The following is a 25,790-nucleotide window of genomic DNA, read 5'->3' as shown; positions in this document are numbered from 1 at the left end:
GCCCCGGCGCTCCCGCGCCCCGGTGCTCCAGGACCGCAGGACTCCAGGGCCCCGGTCCCCTCGCGCCTCAGAGGCCCGGGCCCCGTGCCACCGCAACCCGCGCCCGCTCAGGCCGCCCGCGGCACCGACCGCCGGAACCTCCGCCACCGCCGCCCCGACGAAGCCGTCCCCGCCGCCCCCGGGTCGTAAGCGATCTGCCAGCAGACCAGTGCCACCAGGATCCAGATCGTCGCCCAGGCCGGAAGGCCCACCCCGAGCGGGGCCAGCGCGATCGACACCGCTACGCACGGCAGCGCCCAGCCCAGGAGCCAGATCCGGTCGGACCGGTCCGCCAGCGGTAGCGCCGCCGCCACGCCGGCCGCGAAATACCCCGCCATCGCCCCGCACAGCAGCCAGTGCTGTCCCCTCGGCAGGACGTCGTCGACATGCGCGACCGCCGAGCCCAGCGCCGTCGCCAGTGCGACCAGGAAACCGGTCATCACCGCGTGCAGCAGCATCGCCAGCCTCGGCGCGAGCGCGCCCCTGCGCAGGTGGGGGATGCCGTTGGTGCCGTACAGCAGACTCAGCGTGCAGATCGCGGCCAGCAGCCCGAACGCCCCGAGGCCGGTGGCCGCGAGCGGCCCGTCCCAGCCGTCGCGCTCGGACGCCGCGTCGATGATCTGGATGACGCCCTCACCCAGCACGATGATCACGTACAGCCCGAGCCGTTCGCCCATGTGCGCCGCGTCGATCCGCGACTCGCTGAGCCGGGGCGGTCCGGCGAACGGCCCGTGCGCGGGGCCCGGCGGCGGGCGGCCCTCACGGCGGCGCGCGGCCCGTTCGCCCGCCCGCCGCAGGGTGCGCTCGCGAGTGGAGACCAGCAGGGTGACGATGTCCAGCGCGATGCCGAGCGCCCAGAGCCAGTACCGCAGCGGCGTGTCCACGAAGAGCGAGACGAGCCAGGGCACGGCCCCCGCCCCGAACTGGGCCAGCGGCCAGTCCACCACGATGCTGCCCCGCCGCCAGACCTGGCCCGCCTGCCAGCGCAGCGCGACATACGCGACCACGAAGGCGATCGCGTGGCTGGACTGCACCGCGTGCACGGAGGCGGCCATCACGGCCATGCCGAACATCGCGATCAGCAAGGTACGGACCCGGGTCTCGGAGGCCGCGATGTCCCCGTAGACGGCGAACCCGGCCCAGGTGGTCCAGAAGGCCAGGTAGACCACCGCGTACAGGGCGAGATCCGCCAGATGGGGGCCGTCGTGCAGCAGACGGGCCAGCTGGCCCGCCCCGGCGACGACGACGAGGTCGAAGAACAGCTCGTTCCACCCGGCGTGCCGCTCGGCCGGCGCGGCGCTCCCCGTGGACTCCTTCGACTCCATGGACCCATGGTCGTCGGAGGGTGTCCGGCCGCGCCTCGGCTGTGGGCCGAATGGCGACGGCTCAGCCGGCCGGCTGGAGCAGATCCCACCGGTTGCCGTACAGGTCCTCGAAGACCGCGACCGAGCCGTACGTCTCGTGGCGCGGCTCCTCCAGGAAGCGCACCCCGGCCGCGCGCATCCGCTCGTGGTCGGCCGCGAAGTCCTCGGTGTGCAGGAAGAAGCCGACCCGGCCGCCCGTCTGCGCCCCGACGGCCCCGGCCTGCGCCTCGTCCTTCGCGCGGGCCAGCAGCAGCCCCGTGCCGTCCGCCGCTCCGTGCGGGCGCATCACCACCCAGCGGGAGCCGTCGCCCCGGTCGGTGTCCTCCACCAGCTCGAAGCCGAGCGCGTCGCGGTAGAACGCGAGCGCTTCGTCGTAGTCGCGGACGACCAGGGTGACCAGGGCGATGTGGGACATGGCGGGCCTTCCGGAGGTTCTGCGGCGGTGGGTTCTGCGGCGATGACGTTATACGTAACACTATCGCTTCGGTCCCCGGCCGCCGGGCACAATGCGCCGCATGGACTTCGTGGACGCTACGAGCACCGGCGGCCGGGCCGCGCTGAACGACCGGGCCCGCGCGCTCGCGGACACCGGACAGCGGCGCATCCTCGGGATCGCGGGCCCGCCCGGAGCCGGGAAGTCCACTCTGGCGGACCGGCTGGTCGCGGCCCTGGACGGACGCGCCGCCCTCGTCCCGATGGACGGCTTCCACCTGGCCGCCGCCGAGCTGGACCGCCTCGGCCGCGCCGACCGGAAGGGCGCGCCCGACACCTTCGACGCGGCCGGGTACGCGGCGCTGCTGCGGCGGCTGCGGACGCCGGACCCGGTGCACGCGGTCTACGCCCCGGCCTTCGACCGGTACCTGGAGGAGCCGGTCGCGGGGTCCCTGCCCGTCCCGCCGGACGTCCCCCTCGTCGTCACCGAAGGCAACTACCTGCTGCTCGACGACGGCCCCTGGGCCTCGGTGCGCGGGCTGCTGGACGAGGTGTGGTTCCTGGACCTCGACCCGGAGGTGCGGGTACGTCGACTTGTCGACCGTCATGTGCACCACGGCCGGCCCCGGCCCGACGCGGAGGAGTGGGTGGCCCGGTCCGACGAGGCGAACGCCCGGCTGGTGGAGCGGGGTCGCGACCGGGCGGACCTGATCGTACGGCTGCCCGACGGACGACGAACGGCGGCCGGCGACTGAAGACTGACAGCTGACGGCTGCCGAGGACCGACGAGGCCGACGCGGCTGAAGGCTGACGGCCCGACAGACGCGCAGCGCCGGAAGCCCGAAGACGGTCACTAACACCCCAAGCCCTGACACGCCCCCGGAAGCCGGTCGCATACGCCCCGCCGGGCGGGCAGGATGCTGTGTGCCGTGTCGCACCGCCAGGAGGCCCTGATGTCGAGCCCGAGCCACTTCGCCCAGCAGTCCGCTCCGCCCCCGCCCTTCACCGCCGACGACTACCGGGCCCGGATGGCGAGGGCCGCCGAGTCCGCCGCCGAGGCCGGGCTCGCCGGGGTGATCGTCGCGCCGGGGCCCGACCTCGTCCACCTCACCGGCTACCGCCCCGTGAGCACCGAGCGCCTCACGCTCCTCGTGCTGCGGGCCGGCCACGACCCGGTGCTGGTGGTCCCGACCCTGGAGGCGCCCGACGCGGCCGCCGCCACCGGGGCGCCCGCGCTGACCCTGCGGGACTGGACCGACGGCAAGGACCCGTACGAGGTCACCGCCCCGCTGCTCGACGCCGAGGGCCGCTTCGGGGTCAGCGACAACGCCTGGGCCATGCATCTGCTGGGCCTCCAAAGGGAGTTGCCCGGGACCTCCTACACCGCGCTCACCGAGCCCTCCCGATGCTCCGCGCGGTGAAGGACGCCGCCGAGCTGGAACGGCTCGCCGCCGCCGGGGCCGCCGCCGCCGCCACGTACGAGGAAATCCTCAAGGTGCGCTTCTCCGGCCGCCGGGAGGTCGACGTGGCCACCGATCTCGCCGCGCTGCTGCGGGAGTTCGGGCACTCCCAGGTGGACTTCACCGTCGTCGGATCCGGCCCCAACGGGGCCAACCCGCACCACGAGGCGGGCGAACGCACCATCGAGCGCGGCGACATGGTCGTCCTCGACTTCGGCGGCCTGAAGCACGGTTACGGCTCCGACACCTCCCGTACGGTCCATGTCGGCGAGCCCACCGCCGAGGAGCAGCGGGTCCACGACATCGTCCGCGAGGCCCAGCAGGCGGGCTGCGCCGCCGTCCGGCCGGGCGTCGCCTGCCAGGAGATCGACCGGGCCGCCCGCGCGGTGATCACCGAGTTCGGCTACGGCGACCGGTTCATCCACCGCACCGGCCACGGCATCGGCGTCACCACCCACGAGCCGCCCTACATGATCGAGGGCGAGGAGCAGCAGCTCGTCCCCGGCATGTGCTTCTCCGTGGAGCCGGGCATCTACCTCCCGGGCCGCTTCGGCGTCCGGATCGAGGACATCGTGGCGGTGACCGAGGACGGCGGGCGGCGGCTCAACACCACCGCCCGCGAACTCGCCGTCGTGGAGTAGAAGCAGGGGCGCGGCCGCGGGCGTTCAGTCGTCCGCGAGCACCACGCACGACTCCGGCGGCAGACGCAGCACCCCGTCCGGCCCCGGCGCCTCCACCGGCTCCCAGGCCGCCAGCACCCGCCCCCCGGAACGGCGGTGGCGTCCGAGGCCGAGCGGGATCGCCGCGGGCTTGTCGGCCAGGTTCACCACGACCCGCAGATCCCCCCTGCGGTACGCGAACCAGCGCGCGTCCTCGTCGAACGCGGTCTTCACCGACGCTAGATCGGGGTCGTGCAGATCGGGCAACGTCCGCCGCAGCGCGATCAGTTCGCGGTACCAGGTGAGCAGTCGCGCGTGCGGTTCGCGCTCCGGCTCGGACCAGTCGAGGCAGGACCGGTCCCGGGTCGCCGGGTCCTGCGGGTCGGGGATCTCCTCCTCCGCCCAGCCGTGCGCCCCGAACTCCCGTCGCCTGCCGTTGCGTACGGCATCGGCCAGCTCCGGATCCGTGTGGTCGGTGAAGAACTGCCACGGGGTGCGCGCCCCCCACTCCTCGCCCATGAACAGCATCGGGGTGAAGGGGCCGGTCAGCACGAGCGCGGCGGCGCACGCCTGGAGACCGGGGGAGAGGGCGGAGGCCAGCCGGTCGCCCAGCGCCCGGTTGCCGATCTGGTCGTGCGTCTGCGCGTACCCGACGAAGCGGTGCGCCGGGGTACGGGACACGTCGACCGGGCGGCCGTGCGTCCGGCCCCGGAAGCTGGACCACGTCCCGTTGTGGAAGAACGCCGACGTCACCGTCTTGGCGAGCGCTGCCAGCGGGGCCCGGGCGAAGTCGGCGTAGTAGCCCTGGGACTCGCCGGTGAGGGCGGTGTGCAGGGCGTGGTGGAAGTCGTCGTTCCACTGGGCGTGCAGCCCCAGGCCGCCCGCCGGGCGCGGGGTGGTGGTGCGCGGGTCGCAGAGGTCGGACTCGGCGATCAGCCCGAGCGGCCGCCCCAGCTCCACCGCCAGCGCGTCCACCGCCGCCGACAGCTCCTCCAGGAACGTCAGCGCCCGGGTGTCGGCCAGCGCGTGCACCGCGTCCAGCCGCAGCCCGTCGAGCCGGTAGTCGCGCAGCCAGGCCAGCGCGCTGCCCAGCAGGAACGCCCGCACCTCGTCCGAGCCCGGCGCGTCCAGGTTGACCGCCGCGCCCCACGGGGTGTGGTGGGTGTCGGTGAAGTACGGGCCGAAGGCGGGGAGATAGTTGCCGGAGGGGCCCAGATGGTTGTGGACGACGTCCAGGACCACCCCGAGCCCCAGCCCGTGCGCCGTGTCGACAAAGCGTTTCAGCCCCTCGGGCCCGCCGTACGGCTCGTGCACCGCCCACAGCGAGACGCCCTCGTACCCCCAGCCGTTGACCCCGGGGAACGGGCACACGGGCATCAGCGACACATGGGTGACCCCGAGCTCCGCCAGATGGCCCAGCCGGGCCGCCGCCGCGTCGAACGTGCCCTCCGGGGTGTACGTCCCCACATGCAGCTCGTACAGCACGGCCCGGTTCAGCCGCCGCCCCGCCCACCCGTTGCGCCAGGCGTACGCCCCCTGGTCCACGACCGCGCTCGGGCCGTCGGGCCCGTCCGGCTGCCGCCGCGAACGGGGGTCCGGCAGCAGGGGCCCGTCGTCCACCCGGAAGCCGTACCGGTCCCCGTCCGAGGCCTCCGCCTCCGCCGTCCACCACCCCTCGCGCCCCGCGTCACGCTCCATGGGGGACCGGACGTCCGCCGCCTCCAGCACGACCGAGTCCGCGTCGGGGGCCCACACCTCGAACTGCATCCACCACTCCTCGTCCCTGGGCGGGGCGCGCGGACGCCCGGGGACGGGCTCCACGATCCTCGCGACAGGCTCTTTTGCCGCCCGCCACCGGCGATTAAGGTCTGGTCCTGATCATTGCCCGGCGAGGCGCCCGCTCATACGGATTTCCCCACGTACGGCTGCTGGAGGCCGCGATGACCCTGCCGATCTTCCCGCCCGGTTTCCTCTGGGGAGCGTCCTCCTCCGCGTTCCAGACCGAGGGGGCGGTGGACGCGGACGGCAAGGGCCCCTCCGGCTGGGACGCCTTCGCCGCGCTGCCCGGCCGGATCAAGGACGGCACCGACACCACCCGGGGCACCGGCTTCCACGCCCGCTACCGCGAGGACGTCGCCCTGCTGGCCGGCCTCGGCGCCGACGCCTTCCGGTTCTCCGTCAGCTGGCCCCGCGTGGTGCCCGGCGGCAGCGGGGCCGTCAACGCCGACGGGCTCGACTTCTACGACCGGCTCGTCGACGAGCTGTGCGCCCACGGCATCACCCCCGCCCCGACGCTCTATTACTGGGACACCCCGCTCCCGCTGGAGGAGGCGGGCGGCTGGCTCGACCGGGACACCGCCTACCGCTTCGCCGAGTACGCGGGCATCGTCGCCGAACGCCTCGCCGACCGGGTCCCCATGTGGATCACGATCAACGAACCCGCCGAGGTCACGCTCCTCGGCTACGCGCTCGGCGAGCACGCCCCCGGCCGCACCCTCCTCTTCGACGCCCTGCCCGCCGCCCACCACCAGCTCCTCGCCCACGGCCTCGCCGTCCGCGCCCTGCGCGCGGCGGGCGCGGACAACATCGGCGCCGCCTTCTCGCACGCCCCGGTCTGGACGGCCGGCGACAGCGACGAGGACCGCTTCGGCGCGGAGCTGTACGACACGCTCACCAACTGGCTCTTCGCCGACCCCGTGCTCACCGGCCGCTACCCGGACGAGAACCTCGCCGCCCTGATGCCGGGCCCGGTCGCCGACGACCTGAAGGTCATCTCCACCCCGCTCGACTGGTACGGGATCAACTACTACAACCCGACCCTCGTCGGCGCACCCCGCCCGGAGGCCCTGGAGACCTTCTCCGGCTTCACGATGCCCGCCGAACTCCCCTTCGGGATACGGGAGATCGAGGGGTACGAGAAGACCGGCTTCGGCTGGCCCGTGGTCCCCGAGGGCCTCACCGAGATCGTCACCACGCTGCACACCCGCTACGGCGACCGCCTCCCGCCGCTCTACATCACGGAGAACGGCTGCGCCCTGGAGGAACCCCACGCCGACGACCGCCGCATCGCCTACCTGGAGAGCCACCTCACCGCCCTGCGCGCGGCGATGGACGCCGGGGTGGACGTACGCGGCTACTTCACCTGGTCGCTGACCGACAACGTCGAGTGGACGGAGGGGGCCTCGCAGCGGTTCGGCCTGGTCCACATCGACTACGAGACCCTGACCCGTACGCCGAAGGCCTCGTACGCCTGGTACCGCGACCTGATCCGCGCACAGAGGACACAGAGCGCGCAGGAGACCCAGGTGGCCCAGAAGCGGAATCCGGCGGTCGAGGGGGCTTACGCGGCACCGTCCGAATGATCAATACTCCCGCCATGGTCGTTGCTTCATGGTGGTCCCGGGCCCGGCTGGGGATCTTCGTTCACTGGACACCCGCCTCCGTCCCCGGCTGGGCCCCGCACCGTGTCCCCGCCGCCGAACTCCCGGCGGCGGGCCGGCGCGCTCCGCTGGGCTGGACCTCGTACGCCGAGTGGTACGAGAACGCGCTCCGCTTCCCCGGCTCCCCGGTCGCCGCCCACCACCGCGCCACCTACGGGAACCGCCCCTACACGGACTTCGGCCACGACTTCGAGGACGGGCTCGCCGGCTGGGACCCGGCCGCCTGGGCCCGCTCCTTCCGCGAGGCGGGGGCCGGCTACGCGGTCCTGGTCACCAAGCACCACGACGGGTTCTGCCTCTGGCCCTCGGAGACGGAGAACCCGCACCGCTCCGGCTGGCACACCACCCGGGACGTGGTCGGCGAGTTCGCCGAAGCCGTACGGGCCGAGGGCCTGCGCTTCGGTGTCTACTACTCCGGCGGGCTCGACTGGACCTTCGACGACCGGCCCATCGGCACGGCGGCCGACATGTTCTCCGCCGTCCCGCGCGGCCGCTACCCCGCCTACGCCGACGCGCAGCTGCGGGAGCTGATCCGCCGCTACCGGCCCGACATCCTCTGGAACGATATCGCCTGGCCCGCCTCCGCCGACGAGATCCGCTCGCTGGTCGACTTCTACCGCTTCACCGTCCCGCACGGCGTCGTCAACGACCGCCTGCTGCCGTACGCACCGCACTGGCGGGGTCTGCGCCTGCCGGGCGCGAAGGCGCTGTACAACTGGTGGGACCGCCGGACGGTGGCGCAGGGCGAGGGTTTCGTCCCGCGCACACCGCCCGTCTTCGACTTCCGTACGCCGGAGTACGCCCGTTACGAGGGCTCCGACCCGTACGAGATCACCCGGGGCGTCGACCACAGCTTCGGCTACAACCGCAACTCCGGTCCGGACGCCTTCATCGGCCGCGAGGCGCTGACCTCACTGGTCCGCGACACGGCGGCCGACGGCGGGAACGTACTGCTCAACGTGGGGCCGCGCGGCGAGGACGCGACGATCCCCGCCGAGCAACGGCTCCGCCTGGAGTGGCTGGCCGAGGAGGCCGGGGCCCTCACGCCAGATGGACCCACTCCTGGATGACCGGATACCCGGCACGGGCGAACGCGGCGGCCATCGGCGCGTTCCCCTGGTCCGTGGCCCCCGCGACGAACTCGGCGCCCTGCTCGACCAGGAAGCGCGTGCACTCCACCAGCAGGTCGTAGCCGTAACCGTGCCCGCGCGCCTCGGGCACGACCCCGATGAAACCGACGCAGGGCCCCGACGGGTTGTGCGCGGGCACCTGGATGCCCGCCACCTCCCCGTCCGGGGTGTACGCGAGCCGCCACCACTCCCGTGGCGAGGGGCACCAGTGGAAGAAGTCCAACTCCTCCTGGGCCGCCGCCTCCAGACCGCCGGGACCCTCGATGGCCTTGCGGGCATGGGCGTCCAGCGTCGCCGAGTGCACCCGGCGCAGCACATCGAGGATGACCGCGTCGTCCGGCTCCGGGCGGTAGGTCAGCCGGCCCGTCCGCTCGGGGAGCGGGCAGCCGGGGGTCCAGCGGTAGCGGTAGCGCTCGACCAGCGGCTTCATGCCGGCCGCCGTCGCGGCGGCGACCCGCTCCTCGACGGCGGCCCGCGCCGCCGGGTCGTCCCGCCATCCGGCGGGCGCGATCAGCTCGTACTCCTTGTCGAACGGGGCGCGGCGCAGGAGTTCGGCGCCCGCCTCCGCCTCCCCGTCCGCGAAGTCGAACCAGTTGAGCACGACGGGCTCGGTGTCCCCGGGCCCGCCCCACCAGGCGGCCCTGGCGACCACCTTGCCGTCGCGCAGGGCGACCCACGACCAGTCGGGGCGGTACTCGCCGCCGTCGGCGGTCGAGGTGTAGTGCTGGCCGAAGGCGGCCCGGCCCACGAAGGGGCTGTCCTGGAACGTGGTGAAGAGTGCGGCGTCGCTCGGCGTGAGCGCGCGGATGACCGGATCGGTCATGAAGGGTGTCCTCCGGGACGGAATGCCGCGCTCCCGGTCAGACGAGGTCCGACACCGCCCGGCGGACGGGACGGGAGCGCGAGAGTGACGTACTGCGGTCGGTGGTGCGGCTGTTCTCCCGCATGTTTCTCGCCTCCTTCCGCGACGGGCGTCGGATGTCGGTCCCGACCGTAGCCTCCGCCGACTCCCGCCGTCCACCGAGTATCCGGGACCCCGCGCTCACCTGCGCGCCTCGTCCCTCTCCGCGTCCCACACCATGGCGAGCGCCCGCTCGAAGTTGACGTACCCGAGACGCTCGAAGGACTTCGCCATCGGTACGTTGCCGAGGTCGGTCGCCGCCCGGATCCGCTCCACGCCCTCGGCCGCCAGCACCCGGGTGCCCTCGGCGAGGAGATCGTCGATGTACCCGTGGCCGCGCCGGGCGGGCAGTACCCCGATGTACGCGATGATCGGGTTGTAGTTGTTGCGGGCCGGGATCACGAAGCCGACCGGTTCACCGGTGGGCAGTTCGGCGATCCGCCACCAGGCCATCGGGGTCGAGTACCCGGCCAGCTCCTCGTCGTAGTGCTTCTCGGCCGCCGCGCGGGCGTCGAGCCCGGACGCCAGGTCCTCCTGCCCGTGGGCGTCGAGGGTCCCCTCCATCACCGGCGTCATCAGCGCCAGCAGATCCTCCCGGCCGGTGACCGGACGGAACACCAGCCGGCCGGAGTCCCCGGGCACCGGCGTACCGGCCCGCCACTCCAGCCGCAGCCGCTCCACCAGCAGCCGCGCCCCGGTCGCCTCCACCGCCGCGATCCGGGCCCCGACGGCCTCCCGGACCACCGGGTCCTCGCGCCAGTCCGGCGGCACGAACCGCCCGTACTCCGGCCGCTGCGCACCGGCCGGAACCACGGCCTCCGTCGCCCTCTCCAGCAGCCGGACGCCGATCTCGATCCGCTCCGGGGCGGGCAGTGCGTCATCCAGGTCGAAGAAGTCCAGCGCCAGCGGCTCACCGCCCGGCGCGTTCGTCCACCAGGCGGCCCTGGCGACGACCCGCTCGCCGTCCAGGGCGACCCACATCCACCCCGGGAGACGGCGTCCGGCGGCGAGGTCGTCGGCCAGCTCATGATCGAGTACGTACGAAAGACGGCGGAACAGGCCGAGTTCGCCGGGTCCGGACAGCGGACGGAACGTCAGACGGGATGGCGCAGGGGGCACACGGTCTCCTCGTGTTCCTCGTGGTGGGTGAGCGGCCAGACCCTAGCAAGGGGCCCCGGCGGCCGTCCTGTGAGAAAGCGGCGCAGGTCAGCGCGGGAGGAAACACGGGCTCGTCTGGACACTCCGGGGCCTTCGGCCCGACAATCATCGACGTGACATCCCCCTTCGAGTTCCACACGAGTCCCGCGCGGCTGTCGGACGCCCAGCGCGACCGTGTCGTCGGCGTGCTCAGAGAAGGTGCCGCACAGGGCAAGCTGTCGCACGACACCTTCATGCGGCGCATGGAACTCGCCCTCGTCGCCCGCCGCCCGGAGGAGCTGGCCGCCCTCACCGCCGACCTGGAGAACGGCGGCCGCTGGTCGAAGGGACTGGTCCGCGCGGTGGGCGGGATCTCCGCCTTCCCCGGGCGGCTGCGCCGCGCTTGGCAGACCGAGCGGCTCCCCAAGCTGCTGCTCCCCGCGCCCGGCCCGTATCCGCTGCTCATCGGCCGCGACCCGGCGAACGGGCTGCGCCTCAACCACGAGACGGTCTCGCGGCTGCACGCCGAACTCTCCGCGCACAGCGGCCGCTGGGTGCTGCGCGACCTCGGCTCCACCAACGGCACCTGCGTCAACGGCCAGCGGCTCGTCGGCTCCATCCCGGTGCGCGACGGCGACCAGGTGAGCTTCGGCCGGATGAGCTTCCGCCTCACCGCCCCGGACCGCCTCCCGGCGCCGACGCCCCGGCCGCAGGACCGCCTGCCCGAACTGCCGCCGCACGCACCCGGGCCGTCCGCCGCGGCGCCGCCCCAGCTCCCGCCGCAGGCTCCCGGCCTCCCGCCGCAGGGCCCGGCCTCCCCGCCTGCCTGAGCCCGGCGTCCGCCGCAAGGTCCCGGCCGCCCGCCTGAGCCCGCGCCGGGCCGGAGAGCTCAGGACGCCAGGACGCAGCCCCGGCCCCGGTTCGGTGCTGCTGGTGCAGTCCGCGCCCGTCCGTCACCGGCTCCCGGCCGACCGCCACCAACAGCCGCTCCGCCGCCACCGCGACCGACTCGCCCCGGGCGGTCCGCACCACGGCTCGCACTCCCTCGTCCACCACCTCCCGCTCCAGTAGCCGCGCGCCCACCTCGTCCGGGGCGCGGTCGGCGAGGACTGCGCGGTCCTCGGCGTCGACCCGCCCTGGCTGCGCTCGCTGGGCGTGTTCTCCCGGGTGCCCCGGACCGGGGCCGCGGCCGCCTTCACACAGCTGCTCGGCACCCTGCCCACCGCCGGGATCCGCCCCCTGCGCCCCGGCGAACCCTCACCCGAACGGCCGTACGCCGACTGCGGCGCGCCCCCGTCGGTGGTCCGCTGAGAGGGCGCGCGCCGACCGCCGGCGCACCGACTCCAGGGGGTGCGGGATGCCGGTCGACCGCCCCGACGCCCTGCCCGCCGCCCGTCGTCCGCATCGCCTTTCGGGCGGCCTGCCGGGGCTGCTGGCACCGGGGGCCACGACGGATCCGTACCGGCTGCGCCTCTACCGGCTGCTGCGCACCGACCACCCCCTCGGTTACGACCCGGCCCTCGGCGCCTGGCTGCTGAGCCGGTACACGGATGTGGCCCTGGCCCTCACGGATCCCCGGTTCACCGGCTACCCGCACGACGGGGCCCCGCGCGGCCAGGCCCCCGTCCCGCTCGGTCTCTGCCGGGGCAGCCTGGTCTGCGGCCCGCTCACCGTGCCGTGGAGCACCGCCGCCCCCGCGGTCGAGCGGACGGCGTACGTCCTGGCGCGCCGGATCGCCGGGCGTGACCGGGCGGACCTGGTCGCCGACTTCTGCCGGTGGCTGCCCGCCGGGGCCGCCGCCGCTGCGGCCGGGCTCGCCCACCCGGACCTGAGCACCCTGCCCCGGGTCGCCAACCACCGGCGTACCGGCGGGGGAGCCGGGGACTGCACCGGGTCCACCGCGCTCCGCGAGCACGCCCTCGCCTCGTTCCTCGCGAACATGCTCGACGACCCCGATCTGCTGGCCGCCGCGACCGCCGGAGAAGCGGCCCGGGGTGCGGGCGGGGCAGGCTCCGGGTCGCTGCTCGGGCGGGCCTGGGCCGAGACGCTGCGCCGCGATCCGCCCGTCCAGATCGTGCTGCGCCGCACCCGTACCGAGGTCGCTGTGACCGGCGGCACGATCCCCGCCGACGCACCCGTCGCCTGCCTCATCGGCGCGGCGGGCCGCGACCCGGCCCGGTTCGTCGCACCCGACCGGTTCGACCCGCTGCGCGCCGACGCCGACCCGCTGCTGATCGGTCCGGCCGGCTGCCCCGCCGCCCTCCTCGGCAGACTGGAGGCCGAACACGGCCTGCGCGCCCTGCTGACGGCGATGCCCGGCATCCGCTGGGCCGACGGCTTCCGCCCGGTGGCGGGCGGCCTCCTCACCCGAGGCCCGCGCGCCCTGCTCGTACGCCCGTCCTGACCCGGGAGGGCACGGGCCCCGACGGCGGCACGCCCACAGCGGCCCGTCAGTCGCCCACCCGCCTTAGCAACACCACCGGCCGTTCCGCGAACAGCTCTCCCGCCGCCACCCCGCCCCCCGCGAACTCCCGCCCGGGCGACGCCGACAGCACGTCCCGCCACGGGCCCCCGTCCGGCAGTTCCAGCACCGTGTCCCGCCAGCCCCCGCCCTCGGCCAGCCGCAGCGACAGGCGGGTCACCGCCGTGACCACCTCGCCCGAGCGGCAGAACGCCAGCAGATGCGGGGCGGCCGGGCCGGTCGTCGTCAGGGGTGCGTACGTCCCCGACTCGCCGAACACGCCAGGCAGTTCGCGGCGCAGCCCGAGCGCGGTCGCCGTCAGCGTCTGCTTCTCGTCCGGGACGTCCGGCCGCCGGAACGGCCGCCGGTTGTCCGGGTCGACCAGGGCCAGGTACTCGCTCTCCGTGCCCTGGTAGAGATCCGGCACCCCTGGCATCGTCAGATGCACCAGTGCCGCCCCCAGCACCTGGGCCCGGACATGCGGGGCGAGCGCGTCCGCGAACTCGGCGATCAGCCGCCGGGGCACGCCCTCCCCGTGGCCCGGCCCGGCCGCGACGAAATCCGACACCGCGCGCTCGTAGGCCGGGTCCGACTCCGTCCAGCTGGTGAACAGGCCCGCCTCGCGCACCGCTTTCAGCAGTGCCGGCTCCAGCCGCTCGCCCAGCTCGTCGGGCGGCAGCTCCGCGCAGCTGTACGCCGACTGCCAGGCCGTCCAGGCCAGTTGGGGGTCCGGGGCGGCGACCGGCGTCGCCGCCGTCAGCTCCGTCACCAGTGCCGCCCACCGCTCCGGGCACTGCGACAGCACCGCGATCCGGGCCCGGACGTCCGCGCTGCGCTTCGTGTCGTGCGTGGTCAGGACCGTGCCGGTGGCGGGCCAGTCGCGGGCGATCCGGGCGGCGAAGGAGTGGAACTCCTGCGGAGAGACGGCGGGTTGCCCCGGGGTACCGCCCACCTCGTTCGCGGAGATCAGAGGGACATACCGGTAGAACGCCGTGTCCTCCACCGACTTGGCGTGCAGCGCCGACGCCGTCTGCGTGAACCGGGCGCAGAACGACGCCTGTTCCTCCCCGCCACCGAGCCGCCCGAGCGCCAGATCCCGTACGACATCGACGGCCGCCGCCTCCTCCGGCACGGAGAAGACCGCCTTCGCGTCCCGTACCGTCTCATCGGTCAGCGTCTCCTCGGCGATCCGGGTCGGCGGCTCGCCCGCCGTGACGTACGGCCGGTAGACCGGGACACGTACCAGCAGCTCCCGAATCGCCGTCCGCAGCGCCCACGGGGCGTGGTCCCGCAGCGCGGGGTCCCGGTCGCAGATGGCCGCCGCCAGCCGGGTCAGCCACGCGGTCTCGGCGGCCAGCTCGTGTGTCGCCACCCGGTACGCGGCCCGGCGCACCGTCGCCGTCCAGTCGCCGCCCCGGTCGCCGGGCGGGCCCGCGAACTCCCGGTAGCGGCCGAGCAGTTCCGCCGCGCCGGACGGGTCGGTGAACAGCCCGTCGATCCGGCGCAGGGCGTCGTACCCGGTGGTGCCCGCGACCGCCCACTCCGCCGGAAGGCGCTCGTCGCCGGTGAGGATCTTCTCCACCACCGTCCAGCGCCCGCCGGTCGCCTCGTTCAGCCGCTCCAGATAGGCGGCGGGGGCGGCGAGACCGTCGGGGTGGTCGATGCGCAGCCCGTCCAGGACGCCGTCGCGGAGCAGTTCGAGAATCTTGGCGTGGGTGTCCTCAAAGACCTCCGGGTGCTCGACGCGGACCCCGATGAGCTCCGGGACGGTGAAGAACCGCCGGTAGTTCAGCTCCGTGCGGGCCAGCCGCCACCAGCCGAGCCGGTAGTGCTGCTCCTCCAGCAGCCGAGGCAGCGGGAGGTCCGCCGTACCGGCCCGGAGCGGGAACTCCAGATCGTGGTAGCGCAGCACCTCCCCGTCCACGGTCAGGTGCTCCAGCTCCCGGCCGAGCGGCCCGGCGAGCACCGGCAGCAGCACCTGGCCGCCGCCCGCCGTCCAGTCGATGTCGAACCAGCGGGCGTACGGGGAGGACGCGCCCTCGCGCAGCACCTCCCACAGCCGACGGTTGTGCCGGGGCGAGGCGGCCATGTGGTTGGGCACGATGTCCAGGATCAGCCCGAGCCCGTGCTCCCGGGCGGCCGACGCGAGCGACCGCAGCCCTTCCTCACCGCCCAGCTCCGCCCGGACCCGGCTGTGGTCGACCACGTCGTAGCCGTGGGTGGAGCCGGGGACCGCCTCCAGGACGGGGGAGAGGTGGAGATGCGAGACGCCGAGCGCGGCGAGATACGGCACGGCCTTCTCGGCGGCGGCGAACGGGAAGTCGGGCTGGAGCTGAAGCCGGTACGTTGCGGAGGGCGTCATGGCTTTTTACGTACCCCGCCCGGGGCGAACCGTGTCACCCCGGGCGGAACCTCACCCCTGCCGTCCCGGCCCCCAGGCCTCAGGCGGGCCGCTTCAGCACCGTCAGGCTGCGGCCGATCAGCGTGACCCGCTCGCCCTCGGCCACCTTCGGCCCCGCCCCCGGCTCCACCCCGTCCGGGCGCGCGGTGTCCACGACGACCTGCCACTGCTCCCCGTGGTCGACCGGGACCGCGAACTCCAGGGTCTCGGCGCTCGCGTTGAACATCAGCAGGAACGAGTCGTCAAAGATCCGCTCGCCGCGCGGCCCCGGCTCCGAGATCGCGTGCCCGTTCAGGAACACCGTCATCGCCTTGGCATGCGCCGCCTGCCAGTCCTGCTGCGTCATCTCCTCGCCCTCGGGGGTGAACCAGGCGATGTCGGACAGCTCGTCGTGGGTGCCCTCCACCGGGCGTCCGTGGAAGAAGCGGCGGCGCCGGAAGACCGGGTGGTCGCGGCGCAGCCACACCATGGCCCGGGTGAACTCCAGCAGGGTGGAGGCGGGGGTGTCGGCCGGCTCGTCCGGGTCGGGCCAGTGCACCCAGGCCAGCTCGTTGTCCTGGCAGTAGGCGTTGTTGTTGCCCTGCTGCGTACGGGCGAACTCGTCGCCGTGGCTCAGCATCGGCACGCCCTGCGACAGCATCAGCGTGGCGATGAAGTTCCGCATCTGGCGGGCCCGCAGCTCAAGGACCTCGGGGTCGTCGGTCTCGCCCTCCGCCCCGCAGTTCCAGGAGCGGTTGTGGCTCTCGCCGTCCCGGTTGTCCTCCCCGTTGGCGTCGTTGCGCTTCTCGTTGTACGAGACGAGGTCGTGGAGGGTGAAGCCGTCGTGGCAGGTGGTGAAGTTGATCGAGGCGAGCGGGCGGCGGCCGTCGTCCTGGTAGAGATCGGAGGAGCCGGTGAGGCGGCCCGCGAACTCCGCCAGGGTGCGCGGCTCGCCCCGCCACAGATCGCGGACCGTGTCGCGGTACTTGCCGTTCCACTCGGTCCACAGCGGCGGGAAGTTGCCCACCTGATAGCCGCCCTCGCCGACGTCCCACGGCTCCGCGATCAGCTTCACCTGGCTGACCACCGGATCCTGCTGCACCAGGTCGAAGAACGAGGACAGCCGGTCCACCTCGTGGAACTGGCGGGCGAGCGTGGCCGCCAGATCGAAGCGGAAGCCGTCCACATGCATCTCGGTCACCCAGTACCGCAACGAGTCCATGATCATCTGGAGGACGTGCGGGGACCGCATGAGCAGGGAGTTCCCTGTGCCCGTGGTGTCCATGTAATACCGCTGATCGTCGGTCAGCCGGTAGTAGGAGGCGTTGTCGAGACCGCGGAAGGAGAGCGTGGGCCCGAGGTGGTTGCCCTCGGCGGTGTGGTTGTAGACCACGTCGAGGATGACCTCGATGCCCGCCTGGTGGAGCGCCTTCACCGCCTGCTTGAACTCCAGCACCTGTTCGCCGCGGTCGCCCCAGGAGGCGTAGGTGTTGTGCGGGGCGAAGAAGCCGATGGTGTTGTAGCCCCAGTAGTTGGCCAGCCCCATGTCTGCGAGGCGGTGGTCCTGGACGAACTGGTGAACGGGCATCAGCTCGATCGCGGTGACGCCCAGTTCGGTGAGGTGGGCGATCACCTCCGGGTGCGCGAGCCCCGCGTACGTACCGCGCAGCTCGGGCGGCAGCCCCGGATGCAGCATGGTCAGGCCCTTCACATGGGCCTCGTAGATGACGGTCCGGTGGTAGTCCGTACGGGGACGGCGGTCGTCGCCCCAGTCGAAGTACGGATTGACCACCACCGAGCTCATGGTGTGCGGGGCGGAGTCCAGGTCGTTGCGGGCGTCCGGCTTCCCGAAGGGGTAGCCGTACACCGCCTCGCCCCAGTCGATCTTCCCGGCGACCGCACGGGCGTACGGGTCGAGCAGCAGCTTCGCGGAGTTGCACCGCGTCCCGCGCTGCGGTTCGTAGGGCCCGTGCACCCGGAAGCCGTACCGCTGACCCGGCATCACCCCGGGCAGATAGGCGTGGCGCACGAAGGCGTCGGTCTCGCGGAGCTCCACCGCCGTCTCCGAACCGTCGTCGTGCAACAGGCACAACTCGATCCGGTGGGCGGCTTCGGAGAAGACCGCGAAATTGGTTCCGGCGCCGTCGTACGTGGCGCCGAGGGGGTAAGCGTGTCCCGGCCAGACCTGCATGATGAAGACTCTTCCACTTCTGATCCGGGTGCGGTGGCTTTCCTCGGCCCGATACTCCTCGAAGACTTCCCGAATACGTCCCGAATCTTCCCCGAAAACGGGGCGCTCACCTAGGACGTCGCGCGGTGCGGCCGCATCCCGTCGCCGGGTACCGGCCGCACCGGTCAACTTCGGACACGCCCGTGCCGCCCCGGACGTGCTTGCGGACCCCGCCGTCGCCAGTGCGTCCGATTCCCGCTCCGGGACGGGGCCCCAATCACTATGAATCCGCTCACTCCACCCGATCTCGTCGCAAGGAACAAGCCTGACGATCAGGGGAGTTGAGAAAGTCCCCTGCGCATCGGGCTGCGTCGGATCACGCTCCCGGAGTACCCTTCCTTGATCGTTGGGTGGGGGAGTGGAAGGCGGTACGCGGGTGAGCTCGGGAGGGTTCGAGCTACCCCCAGGTGACGCAGGTCACGAGGGGGAATCGACCGATGCCCCGCCCGGGGCGGTGTCCCTCGCGCAGCCCATGGAGATAGGCGCCGAGCTGGACTGGGGATCGGAGGCCTGGGGCGAGGTGCGCACCCGCGCCCAGCGCGCCGGGCGGGCCTATATCTGGCTGAATCTGGTCGAACAACGCCTACGGGCCGTCGTCGCCGCGGTGCTCCGGCCGATCTACGAGCCGGTGCACGGCGAGGAGTGGGTGGTGGCCGCGGCCGGACCGGCCGGGCAGGAGTGGGTGCAGCGCGCCGTCGCCGTACGCGAGGTCTCGCGCCGCAAGGGCTATCTGCTCGACCCGGCCGACGACAACGTCCTCAGCTTCCTGACACTGCCGCAGCTGCGCGAGCTGATGGTCCAGCACTGGCCGTGCTTCGAGCCGTACTTCGACGACCGGCGCGATGTCGAGCTGGCCCTGGACGAACTGGAGGTCGCGCGCAACGTCGTCTCCCGCAACCGCGCGCTGAACGAGGCGGTCCTCGCCCAGGCGGAACGGGCCTCCGCCCGCCTCCTGGACATCCTCGGTAGCGGGGCCGGGGTGCCCTCGGCCGACCGGCTGCCGGTGGACGCGGTGGAGGAGCTGGTCGGCGACCGGTACGCGGACGTGGTCTCCGTCCACCCCGACCGGGTCCGGCTCCAGCGCCAGCTGCCCGCCGAGGACCTGTTCGGCGGGGCGCGGCGGCTCGACGCCATCGGGATAGGCCTCAACCTGCTCGTGCAGAACTTCTCCGGCCGCCGGCTCGTCCGGCTCGCGGAGTCGGGCTGCCGGGTGCGGCTGCTGTTCATCAACCCGGCCAGCAGCGCGGTCCGCCGCCGGGAGCGGGAACTCGGCCTCAAGAAGGGCGAGCTGAGCCGCTCGGTGGAGATGAACATCCTGCACATGCGCCGCGTCCGCTCCAAGCTCCGCGACCCCGGCGCGTTCCAGATCCAGGTCTTCGACGAGACCCCGCGCTTCACCGCCTACCTGGTGGACGGCGACGGCCCGGATGCGGTGGGCGTCGTCCAGCCTTATCTGCGGCGGGCCCGGGGCATGGAGGCGCCGGTGCTGGTGCTGCGCGGCGGGGGCAGGCGCACGGTGGTGCGGGAGGACCAGAACCACGAGCACGGGCTCTTCGAGACGTACCGCGAGGAGTTCGAATCGGTCTGGACGGACTCCCGGCCGGTCTCCTGACCCTCCTGACCCTCCACCGGGTGTTGTCAGTGGGCCGTGCGAAGGTGGTCATCACTCGGGGGGAGCACCACGGGGGAGCACCACGAAGGAGGTATCGGGATGAGCTGGCACCGGGGCACACTGGTCGGCTTCGACCTGGAGACGACGGGGACCGACGTCGAGAGCGACCGGATCGTCACCGCCGCACTCGTCCGGCTGGACCCGGACGGCACGGTCGCCGAGCAGCGGACCTGGCTGCTCGATCCGGGCGTGGTGATACCGGAGCAGGCCTCCGCGATCCACGGCATCGGCACCGACCACGCCCGCAAGCACGGGGCGCGGGCCGCCTCCGCGGTCGAGGAGATCGCCCGCGCGGTCGCCGAAGTGCTGCGCTCGGACGTCCCGCTGGTGGTGATGAACGCCCGCTACGACCTCTCCCTGCTGGACCGCGAATGCCGCAGGTACGGACTGCCGTCGGTTGAGGAGCGCGTCGGCGGCGCGCCGTCACCCGTCATCGACCCGCTGGTGATCGACAAGCACGTCGACAAGTACCGCAGGGGCAAGCGGGCCCTCCAGGCGCTGTGCGACCACTACGGGGTCACGCTCGACGGGGCCCACGACGCGAGCGCCGACGCGGTGGCCGCGGTGCGCGTGGTGCGCCGGATGGGCGAGCGCCACCGGCCCGTGGCCACCCTGCCGCCCGACGAACTGCACGCCCTTCAGGTGCGGGCGGCCGCCGAGCAGTCGGCCTCGCTCCAGGCGTATCTGCGGCGCACGACCGACCCGGCGGCCGTCGTCGAGCCGGCCTGGCCGCTGATCCCGCGCAGCGGCTGAGCCGGACCGCCGCCGAGCCGGACCGCCGCTGAGCCGGACCGGCCGCTCGTTCCCCGGGCGCGCCGACCGATTCCGGCGTCAGTTCGGGGCGGGGGTGGGCGTGTCGTCGGCCTTGATGTCGAAGTTGATCTTGTCTCCGTCGACCGAGGTCACCTTGACCGAGACGCCCAGTGTGCTGCCGTCCTTCGCCGTGAGCGTGCAGCGGGTGGAGGTGCCGACCTTCCCGGCGAGGTCCTCGGGACAGGTGATGTCCGGCTTGGGCTGGTTCGTGGTGGCCGCGAGCTTTTCGGAGACGGTCGTGGCGAGCTTGTCGGAGGACAGCTTCGGCTCCGAGTTCCCGATGCTGACCGACCCCGAACAGCCGACGAGCAGCACGCCTGCGGCCACGGCCGAGAGGCTCCACGTCACTGCGGTCGAACGGGCTGGGGGCATGGGTGTTCCCTTCGAAGGGTGTGGGGTGGCCGGGCCGAAGCATACGCGCCGCCAGCGGACCGACGACGGGGCCGCTCGGAGTGTGACCGGACAGCCCGGAACCCGTACCCCGGCCCGTTCAGAACGGGTACCAGCGCACCTCGGGATCGCCCTCGCGCAGTGACGCCACCCGGCGGCGGAACTCGGCGAGCGCCTTCGGGTTGACCGGGGCGTGCTGCGCGACCCAGGCACAGCTGGCCGTCTCGCGGGCGCCGCGCAGGACCGCGCAGCCCTCCCACTCCCGGACGTCCCAGCCGTACGCGGCGGTGAAGGCGTCGTAGGCCGCGGGGTCGAGGCCGTAGCGGTCGCGGGAGAGGGCGAGGACCACCAGATCGTGTTCCCGCAGATCGGCGGAGAACGTCTCCAGGTCGACCAGGACCGGGCCGTCCGGGCCGACATGGACGTTGCGCGGGAGCGCGTCGCCGTGGATCGGACCCGGCGGGAGGTGGGGGACCAGGGCGGCGGCCGCGGCCGCGAAGCCGTCGCGGCGCTCGCGGAGGTAGTCGGCGTCCGCCGGGTCGATCGCGTCGCCCGCGAGGGTCAGCCAGCGCTCGACCCCGCCGAGCAGTTCACGGCGCGGGAGCGTGAAGTCCGCCGGGGCGGGCAGCGCGTGCACCACGGAGAGCGGCGGCGCCAGGTCGCGCGGTTCGGCGGGGCGTACGGGGTCGGGGAGCCGGTGCCACAGCGTCACCGGGTGGCCCTCGACCAGGCGGGCCCCGCTCTCCGCCGCGCGGACGGCCGGGACACCGGACGCGGCGAGCCAGTCGGCGAGCGCCACCTCCCGCTCCGCCCGCGCGCGCAGCTCGGGGTGGCCGGTGGCGTCCCGGCCGACCTTGATCACCAGGTCGCCGGCGGCGAACACCGCGTTCTCGCCCAGCGCGAGCAGCTTCGCCGCACCGGAGAACCCGGTGGCCGTCAGTACCTCGCGCGCACGCATCTCGTCCATGGGTGCGATTTTCGCATCCGTGCAGGCCACCTTGACGAACCGACGGACCGTCAGCACGATGTCGGAGGCCTTCCGGGCAGCCGGAACGGGATGAAGTCCACCTCAGGTGCGTCAGGCGGATACGGGAGGGAGGGGGCTTCTCCGTGACATCGGTGACCGCGACGAAGCGGACCGGACCGGACGGCCCGCACGGCGGGCGCGGCGGCAGGGACGGACAGGGCGGGCGGCCACGGAGGTCCTGGCGGCCGGGGCCACCGGGTCCGCCCCGGGGCAAGGCGTTCGGGGACCGGGCCGCCTGGTTCCTGGTGCTGCCCGCGCTCATCCCGATCCTGATCCTCAGCGTCGGACCGCTCCTCTACGGCATCGCGCTCGCCTTCACCGACGCCCAGTCCGGTCGGACCCGCTCCACCCAGTGGATCGGCACCCTCAACTTCCAGGACCTGCTGCACGACACCCTGTTCTGGGACTCGTTCCGGATCGGTCTGGTCTGGGCCGTCGGCGTCACCGTCCCGCAGTTCCTCCTGGCCCTCGGCCTCGCCCTGCTGCTCAACCAGAACCTGCGGCTGCGCTGGGCAGCCAGGGCCCTGGCGATCGTCCCCTGGGCGATGCCCGAGGTCGTCGTCGGCATCATGTGGCGGCTCGTCTACAACCCGGACGCGGGCATCCTCAACGAGACCATCCGGGACTTTGGGCTCGGCGACGGGCGGGACTGGCTGACCGGCCTCGCCACCGCGCTGCCCGCCGTCATCCTCGTCGGCATCTGGGCGGGCATGCCGCAAACCACGGTGGCCCTGCTCGCCGGACTCCAGAACACCCCGCGCGAACTCCACGAGGCGGCCGCCCTGGACGGCGCGGGCGCCTGGCGCCGGTTCCGTACGGTCACCTGGCCCGCGATCAAGCCCATCGCGCTCGCGATCTCCGCGCTCAACCTGATCTGGAATTTCAACTCCTTCGCCCTGGTCTACGTCCTGACCAGCGGCGGACCCGGCGGCCGGACCCGGCTGCCGATGCTCTTCGCCTACGAGGAGGCCTTCCGCTACGGGCAGTTCGGCTACGCCGCGGCGATGGGCTGTATGATGGTCGCGGTGATCTCCGTGCTCCTCGCCCTCTATCTCGTCGGCCGGCTCAGGGGAGGCGAGGACCGATGAGGCGAGGACCGGTGAGGCGAGGACCGATCGGGCGTGGGCTGCTGACACGCGGAGCGCCCGACCGTGAGTCCACCGGGCTGCGTACCGGCCGGGCCGCGCGCACCGGGCAGTACCTGGCCCTCCTGGCGTACCTGGTCTTCCTCGCGTTCCCGTTCGTGTGGCTGATCTCGACCGCCTTCAAACCCGCCCGCGAACTGGGCTCGCTGCACCCCACCTGGATCCCCGAGAACCCCACCCTGGACAACTTCCGGCAGGCCTTCGACGAGCAGCCGCTGCTCCAGGCCGCGGGCAACTCGCTGGTCGCCGCCGTCTCCGCCGCCCTGATCGCCGTCGTGATCGCCACCCCGATGGCCTATGTGATGGCCCGCCACCGGGGCCGCCTCGCCACCGCGGCGACCGGCTGGGTCGTGGTCAGCCAGGCGTTCCCCTTCGTCCTGGTGATCATTCCGCTCTTCCTGATCCTGAAGAACCTGCATCTGATCAACACCCTGTGGGGCCTGATCCTCGTCTACGTCGTCTGGTCGCTGCCCTTCGCGCTGTGGATGCTCGCCGGATACGTACGCGCCGTGCCCACCGAGCTGGAGGAGGCCGCCGCCGTGGACGGCGCGGGCCGCGTCCGTACCCTCGTCTCGGTCGTCGCCCCGCTGCTCGCCCCCGGCATCGTCGCCACCGCGCTGTTCGCGTTCATCACCGCATGGAACGAGTTCTTCTTCGCGCTCGTCCTGCTCAAGACCCCGGAGAAACAGACCTTGCCGGTCGTCCTCACCCACTTCCTCGGCGCGGAGGGCGTGGCCGACCTCGGGCCGCTCGCCGCCGCCGCGTTCCTCGCCACCCTCCCCTCCCTGGTGCTCTTCGCCTTCATCCAGCGGCGGATCACCGGCGGGATGACGGCCGGGGCGGTGAAGCACTGATGCGCGCCGCGGTCCGGCGGGCGGCCACCGCCGTCGCCGTACTGGCCCTGCTGCTCGCCGGCTGTTCCGGCGGCGGTGACGACGGGCGGGACGCGGACGGGACGATCCGGCTCCGCTTCCAGTCGCTGGCCTGGCAGAAGGAGTCCGTCGACGCCAACAAGCAGCTGGTGAAGGAGTGGAACGCCGCCCACCCCGACGTCCGGGTGGAGTACGTCCAGGGCAGCTGGGACAGCGTCCACGACCAGCTCCTCACCTCCTTCGAGGGCGGCGAGGCCCCCGACATCATCCACGACGCCTCCGACGACCTGGCCGACTTCGCCTACGGCGGCTACCTCGCCGACCTTCGCCCCCTCCTGCCCGCCCGGCTCAAGGCCGGCATCCCCGAACAGTCCTGGCGCACCACCACGTTCGGCGAGGGCGTCCACGGGGTGCCCTTCCTCCAGGAGCCCCGGGTCCTCATCGCCAACACCAAGCTGCTGAAGGCCTCGGGCGTACGCATCCCGACCCCGGAGCGCCCCTGGAGCTGGGAGGAGTTCCGGCAGGTGACGAAAGAGCTGACGGGCCAGGGGCGGTACGGGATCGCCTGGCCGCTCAAGGAGCCCGTCTCCGTCACCCTCAACCTGGGCCTGTCCGGCGGCGGGCAGCTCTTCCACCGCGACGGCGACGGCAAGGCGGTCCTGCGGTTCGAACCGGGCGACGGCGTGGTCACCGGCACCATCCACGACCAGGTCAACACCGACAACAGCGCGGCCCGCAGCGCGCTGGGCATGGGCGGCTCGGACGCGCTGCCCGGGTTCTTCGGCGGCCGGTACGCGATGCTGCCGCTCGGCTTCTCCTACCGCCAGCAGATCATCCAGCAGGCCCCCGAGGGGTTCGACTGGACGGTCCTGCCGATGCCCGCGGGCGCGGGCGGCGCGGTCCAGGGCGTCAGCCCGCAGACGCTGTCGGTCGCGGAGGACAGCCCGCACAAGAAGGAGGCCGTCGCGTTCATCGATTTCCTGCTGCGCCCCGCCAACATGGTGCGCCTCGCCCGGGGCGACTGGATGCTGCCCACCGGGACCGAGGCGCTGGCCGATCCGTCGCTGCGTGCGGCCGAGCACGGCTGGGCCGTCGGCACCGCGCTCGCCGAGGGCTTGCGTCCTGCGCCCGCCCAGTCGGTGCGCGGCTATCCCGAGTGGAAGGACAAGGTGGCGACCCCCGCGTACCAGGAGTTCTACAGTGGCGCGATCGACACCGAGGAGCTGAGCAAGAGGCTGGTGGAGGACGGGAATCGGGTGCTGGCCCGCTACCAACGCTGATTCCGGCATCGAAAGATGTTTTACGACACGTCTCGTCTCGTTTGCGGTGGGCGGCATGCCGGAATCCCCGCGTGACGAGGGCCGCGGCGAGCCCATGACCGCCGAGTTGAAACAGACCGAGCGCGGCAAGGCGTACTACGCGCGCTTCGCGGACTGGCTCACCGAGAACGGCCTCGGCCATGTCTCCAGCGACGACTTCGTGGCCCGCCCGCGCCGCGGCCTCGTCCTGATCCCCGAGGCGCTCCAGCCGAACGTGGACCGGGTGAACCGCGAGATGTACACCTTCGTCGGCGCCTGCCGGGGCGACCGCGCCGACCAGGGGGAGTGGCAGCGGCCCGCCGACGCCGAGAAGGTGCTGCTGGTCTCGCTCGGCTCCTCGTTCACCGAGCAGCCCGCCTTCTACCGCGAATGCGTCGAGGCCTTCGGTGACCTGCCAGGCCGGTATGTGGTGCTCCGGATCGGCGCGCACGTCGACCCCGCCGAACTCGGTGACGTACCGGGCAATGTGGACGTACGCACCTGGGTGCCGCAGCTCGCCGTCCTCAAGCGACGCGGACATGCTCCAGTCGCCGGGAGTGGCCCGGCATCTGCCGATGGAGGAGGCGGACGCCGCGAGCCTGCGCTGTCGCGCTGAGCGGATCCGTCTGACTGCTATCCGGACGTTCTGCGTCCCGTCCCGACCGCCGCCACCTGCGGCAACTCGGGGCGGGACGCTTCTGTTTCGGCTCTGTGAAGCCGATATCGCGACGGGTCCGGTCGGCGCATCTGCACGCACGCCCTCGCGATTTCACACCCGGGACCGGCCGTTCACCCCTCTTGCGCACACCTTCACGGGTCTTCACATGTCTTCACGCATGGTCACTCCCGCCCCAGAGGGCTCGGGAGGGGTGCGGGCGCCGGCCGGGCGGGGAGCGCCCGGCGCTTCAAGTGCCGCTCTGAGCAGGCGGTATACGGCTCG

Annotated in this window: 19 protein-coding genes and 4 pseudogenes; 13 read left to right on the top strand and 10 right to left on the bottom strand. The window is 73.1% G+C overall.

Annotated features, from left to right (window positions below; all coding sequences use genetic code 11):
- Nucleotides 1-107 precede the first annotated feature (107 nt).
- Both A3Q37_RS04400 and A3Q37_RS04395 read right to left on the bottom strand, forming a co-directional pair.
- Complete coding sequence (locus A3Q37_RS04400) at nt 108-1,364, bottom strand: low temperature requirement protein A (protein WP_065477697.1); 1,257 nt, start codon at nt 1,362-1,364, stop codon at nt 108-110.
- A 61-nt stretch (nt 1,365-1,425) separates the two neighbouring features.
- Nucleotides 1,426-1,818, bottom strand: a complete 393-nt coding sequence (locus A3Q37_RS04395) for a VOC family protein (RefSeq protein WP_065477693.1) — start codon at nt 1,816-1,818, stop codon at nt 1,426-1,428.
- A 100-nt stretch (nt 1,819-1,918) separates the two neighbouring features.
- Between A3Q37_RS04395 and A3Q37_RS04390 the strand changes: the two genes are divergently transcribed.
- The gene (locus tag A3Q37_RS04390) at nt 1,919-2,590 is read left to right on the top strand and encodes a nucleoside/nucleotide kinase family protein (RefSeq protein ID WP_176711341.1); all 672 of its coding nucleotides are present in this window, start codon (nt 1,919-1,921) and stop codon (nt 2,588-2,590) included.
- A 198-nt stretch (nt 2,591-2,788) separates the two neighbouring features.
- Nucleotides 2,789-3,936: pseudogene (locus A3Q37_RS04385) on the top strand (M24 family metallopeptidase).
- A 24-nt stretch (nt 3,937-3,960) separates the two neighbouring features.
- Here A3Q37_RS04385 and treZ read toward each other — a convergent pair.
- The gene (treZ, locus tag A3Q37_RS04380; protein WP_065477688.1) at nt 3,961-5,721 is read right to left on the bottom strand and encodes a malto-oligosyltrehalose trehalohydrolase; all 1,761 of its coding nucleotides are present in this window, start codon (nt 5,719-5,721) and stop codon (nt 3,961-3,963) included.
- A gap of 173 nt (nt 5,722-5,894) precedes the next feature.
- Between treZ and A3Q37_RS04375 the strand changes: the two genes are divergently transcribed.
- Together A3Q37_RS04375 and A3Q37_RS04370 are read left to right on the top strand one after the other, a co-directional pair.
- The gene (locus tag A3Q37_RS04375) at nt 5,895-7,316 is read left to right on the top strand and encodes a GH1 family beta-glucosidase (protein WP_065477687.1); all 1,422 of its coding nucleotides are present in this window, start codon (nt 5,895-5,897) and stop codon (nt 7,314-7,316) included.
- Nucleotides 7,313-8,464 carry an alpha-L-fucosidase gene (locus tag A3Q37_RS04370; RefSeq protein ID WP_065477685.1) on the top strand — a complete coding sequence of 384 codons (1,152 nt, stop codon included), beginning with the start codon at nt 7,313-7,315 and terminating at the stop codon, nt 8,462-8,464. Before A3Q37_RS04375 ends, A3Q37_RS04370 begins: the two co-directional genes overlap by 4 nt.
- Here the strand turns inward: A3Q37_RS04370 and A3Q37_RS04365 are convergent.
- Both A3Q37_RS04365 and A3Q37_RS04360 read right to left on the bottom strand, forming a co-directional pair.
- Complete coding sequence (locus A3Q37_RS04365; RefSeq protein WP_065477683.1) at nt 8,436-9,347, bottom strand: GNAT family N-acetyltransferase; 912 nt, start codon at nt 9,345-9,347, stop codon at nt 8,436-8,438. The two genes, A3Q37_RS04370 and A3Q37_RS04365, sit on opposite strands and share 29 nt — an antisense overlap.
- Nucleotides 9,348-9,566: 219 nt before the next feature.
- Nucleotides 9,567-10,544, bottom strand: a complete 978-nt coding sequence (locus A3Q37_RS04360; protein WP_065477681.1) for a GNAT family N-acetyltransferase — start codon at nt 10,542-10,544, stop codon at nt 9,567-9,569.
- 152 nt (nt 10,545-10,696) lie between these two features.
- Here A3Q37_RS04360 and A3Q37_RS04355 point away from each other — a divergent pair, with 152 nt between their 5' ends.
- Nucleotides 10,697-11,392, top strand: a complete 696-nt coding sequence (locus tag A3Q37_RS04355; protein ID WP_079137650.1) for a DUF1707 and FHA domain-containing protein — start codon at nt 10,697-10,699, stop codon at nt 11,390-11,392.
- A gap of 115 nt (nt 11,393-11,507) precedes the next feature.
- Here the strand turns inward: A3Q37_RS04355 and A3Q37_RS37615 are convergent.
- Nucleotides 11,508-11,648 (bottom strand): annotated as a pseudogene (locus A3Q37_RS37615) (dihydrolipoyl dehydrogenase); the annotation flags it as partial.
- Here A3Q37_RS37615 and A3Q37_RS35355 point away from each other — a divergent pair.
- Nucleotides 11,640-11,873 (top strand): annotated as a pseudogene (locus A3Q37_RS35355) (LysR family transcriptional regulator); the annotation flags it as partial. The pseudogenes A3Q37_RS37615 and A3Q37_RS35355 overlap by 9 nt on opposite strands.
- Nucleotides 11,874-11,919: 46 nt before the next feature.
- Nucleotides 11,920-12,966: a cytochrome P450 gene (locus tag A3Q37_RS04350; RefSeq protein WP_065477679.1), complete on the top strand. Its 1,047-nt coding sequence runs from the start codon at nt 11,920-11,922 to the stop codon at nt 12,964-12,966.
- A gap of 46 nt (nt 12,967-13,012) precedes the next feature.
- Here the strand turns inward: A3Q37_RS04350 and treY are convergent, their stop codons facing one another.
- Nucleotides 13,013-15,385, bottom strand: a complete 2,373-nt coding sequence (treY, locus tag A3Q37_RS04345) for a malto-oligosyltrehalose synthase (protein WP_065477676.1) — start codon at nt 15,383-15,385, stop codon at nt 13,013-13,015.
- Nucleotides 15,386-15,464: 79 nt separating this feature from the next.
- On the bottom strand, nt 15,465-17,594 hold the full coding sequence (gene glgX, locus A3Q37_RS04340) for a glycogen debranching protein GlgX (RefSeq protein ID WP_065477674.1): 2,130 nt from the start codon (nt 17,592-17,594) through the stop codon (nt 15,465-15,467).
- Between the two features lie 415 nt (nt 17,595-18,009).
- Here glgX and A3Q37_RS04335 point away from each other — a divergent pair, with 415 nt between their 5' ends.
- Nucleotides 18,010-19,245 (top strand): SAV2148 family HEPN domain-containing protein, encoded by a 1,236-nt coding sequence (locus tag A3Q37_RS04335; RefSeq protein ID WP_065477978.1) that lies wholly within the window; start codon nt 18,010-18,012, stop codon nt 19,243-19,245.
- 99 nt (nt 19,246-19,344) lie between these two features.
- On the top strand, nt 19,345-20,058 hold the full coding sequence (locus A3Q37_RS04330) for a 3'-5' exonuclease (RefSeq protein ID WP_065477672.1): 714 nt from the start codon (nt 19,345-19,347) through the stop codon (nt 20,056-20,058).
- A 78-nt stretch (nt 20,059-20,136) separates the two neighbouring features.
- On the opposite strand, the gene A3Q37_RS04325 is transcribed toward A3Q37_RS04330, so the two are convergent.
- Together A3Q37_RS04325 and A3Q37_RS04320 are read right to left on the bottom strand one after the other, a co-directional pair.
- A complete protein-coding gene (locus A3Q37_RS04325; protein ID WP_065477670.1) occupies nt 20,137-20,490 on the bottom strand; it encodes a DUF4333 domain-containing protein in 354 nt (117 codons plus the stop codon).
- A 118-nt stretch (nt 20,491-20,608) separates the two neighbouring features.
- Nucleotides 20,609-21,475 (bottom strand): phosphotransferase enzyme family protein, encoded by an 867-nt coding sequence (locus tag A3Q37_RS04320; RefSeq protein ID WP_065477666.1) that lies wholly within the window; start codon nt 21,473-21,475, stop codon nt 20,609-20,611.
- 143 nt (nt 21,476-21,618) lie between these two features.
- Here A3Q37_RS04320 and A3Q37_RS04315 point away from each other — a divergent pair, with 143 nt between their 5' ends.
- The 4 genes and pseudogenes from A3Q37_RS04315 to A3Q37_RS04300 form a co-directional block, all read left to right on the top strand.
- Nucleotides 21,619-22,623: a carbohydrate ABC transporter permease gene (locus tag A3Q37_RS04315; RefSeq protein ID WP_065477664.1), complete on the top strand. Its 1,005-nt coding sequence runs from the start codon at nt 21,619-21,621 to the stop codon at nt 22,621-22,623.
- Nucleotides 22,620-23,534, top strand: a complete 915-nt coding sequence (locus A3Q37_RS04310; protein ID WP_255311730.1) for a carbohydrate ABC transporter permease — start codon at nt 22,620-22,622, stop codon at nt 23,532-23,534. The genes A3Q37_RS04315 and A3Q37_RS04310 overlap by 4 nt, the downstream gene beginning before the upstream one ends.
- Nucleotides 23,534-24,832 carry an ABC transporter substrate-binding protein gene (locus A3Q37_RS04305; RefSeq protein WP_065477662.1) on the top strand — a complete coding sequence of 433 codons (1,299 nt, stop codon included), beginning with the start codon at nt 23,534-23,536 and terminating at the stop codon, nt 24,830-24,832. Before A3Q37_RS04310 ends, A3Q37_RS04305 begins: the two co-directional genes overlap by 1 nt.
- 85 nt (nt 24,833-24,917) lie before the next feature.
- Nucleotides 24,918-25,455 (top strand): annotated as a pseudogene (locus A3Q37_RS04300) (glycosyl transferase); the annotation flags it as partial.
- Between the last annotated feature and the right edge of the window lie 335 nt (nt 25,456-25,790).

This window comes from Streptomyces sp. PTY087I2, assembly GCF_001687325.1.
Classification (GTDB): domain Bacteria; phylum Actinomycetota; class Actinomycetes; order Streptomycetales; family Streptomycetaceae; genus Streptomyces.
Note: the sequence above shows the minus strand (reverse complement) of the source record. Positions and strands in the feature narration are given on the sequence as shown.

Excerpts from the sequence above, each read along its gene's own strand:
- A3Q37_RS04400 (WP_065477697.1), bottom strand. The coding sequence starts at position 1,364 with ATGGAGTCGAAGGAGTCCACGGGGAGCGCCGCGCCGGCCGAGCGGCAC.
- A3Q37_RS04395 (WP_065477693.1), bottom strand. The coding sequence starts at position 1,818 with ATGTCCCACATCGCCCTGGTCACCCTGGTCGTCCGCGACTACGACGAA.
- A3Q37_RS04390 (WP_176711341.1), top strand. The coding sequence starts at position 1,919 with ATGGACTTCGTGGACGCTACGAGCACCGGCGGCCGGGCCGCGCTGAAC.
- treZ (WP_065477688.1), bottom strand. The coding sequence starts at position 5,721 with ATGCAGTTCGAGGTGTGGGCCCCCGACGCGGACTCGGTCGTGCTGGAG.
- A3Q37_RS04375 (WP_065477687.1), top strand. The coding sequence starts at position 5,895 with ATGACCCTGCCGATCTTCCCGCCCGGTTTCCTCTGGGGAGCGTCCTCC.
- A3Q37_RS04370 (WP_065477685.1), top strand. The coding sequence starts at position 7,313 with ATGATCAATACTCCCGCCATGGTCGTTGCTTCATGGTGGTCCCGGGCC.
- A3Q37_RS04365 (WP_065477683.1), bottom strand. The coding sequence starts at position 9,347 with ATGACCGATCCGGTCATCCGCGCGCTCACGCCGAGCGACGCCGCACTC.
- A3Q37_RS04350 (WP_065477679.1), top strand. The coding sequence starts at position 11,920 with ATGCCGGTCGACCGCCCCGACGCCCTGCCCGCCGCCCGTCGTCCGCAT.
- treY (WP_065477676.1), bottom strand. The coding sequence starts at position 15,385 with ATGACGCCCTCCGCAACGTACCGGCTTCAGCTCCAGCCCGACTTCCCG.
- glgX (WP_065477674.1), bottom strand. The coding sequence starts at position 17,594 with ATGCAGGTCTGGCCGGGACACGCTTACCCCCTCGGCGCCACGTACGAC.
- A3Q37_RS04330 (WP_065477672.1), top strand. The coding sequence starts at position 19,345 with ATGAGCTGGCACCGGGGCACACTGGTCGGCTTCGACCTGGAGACGACG.
- A3Q37_RS04325 (WP_065477670.1), bottom strand. The coding sequence starts at position 20,490 with ATGCCCCCAGCCCGTTCGACCGCAGTGACGTGGAGCCTCTCGGCCGTG.
- A3Q37_RS04320 (WP_065477666.1), bottom strand. The coding sequence starts at position 21,475 with ATGGACGAGATGCGTGCGCGCGAGGTACTGACGGCCACCGGGTTCTCC.
- A3Q37_RS04310 (WP_255311730.1), top strand. The coding sequence starts at position 22,620 with ATGAGGCGAGGACCGGTGAGGCGAGGACCGATCGGGCGTGGGCTGCTG.
- A3Q37_RS04305 (WP_065477662.1), top strand. The coding sequence starts at position 23,534 with ATGCGCGCCGCGGTCCGGCGGGCGGCCACCGCCGTCGCCGTACTGGCC.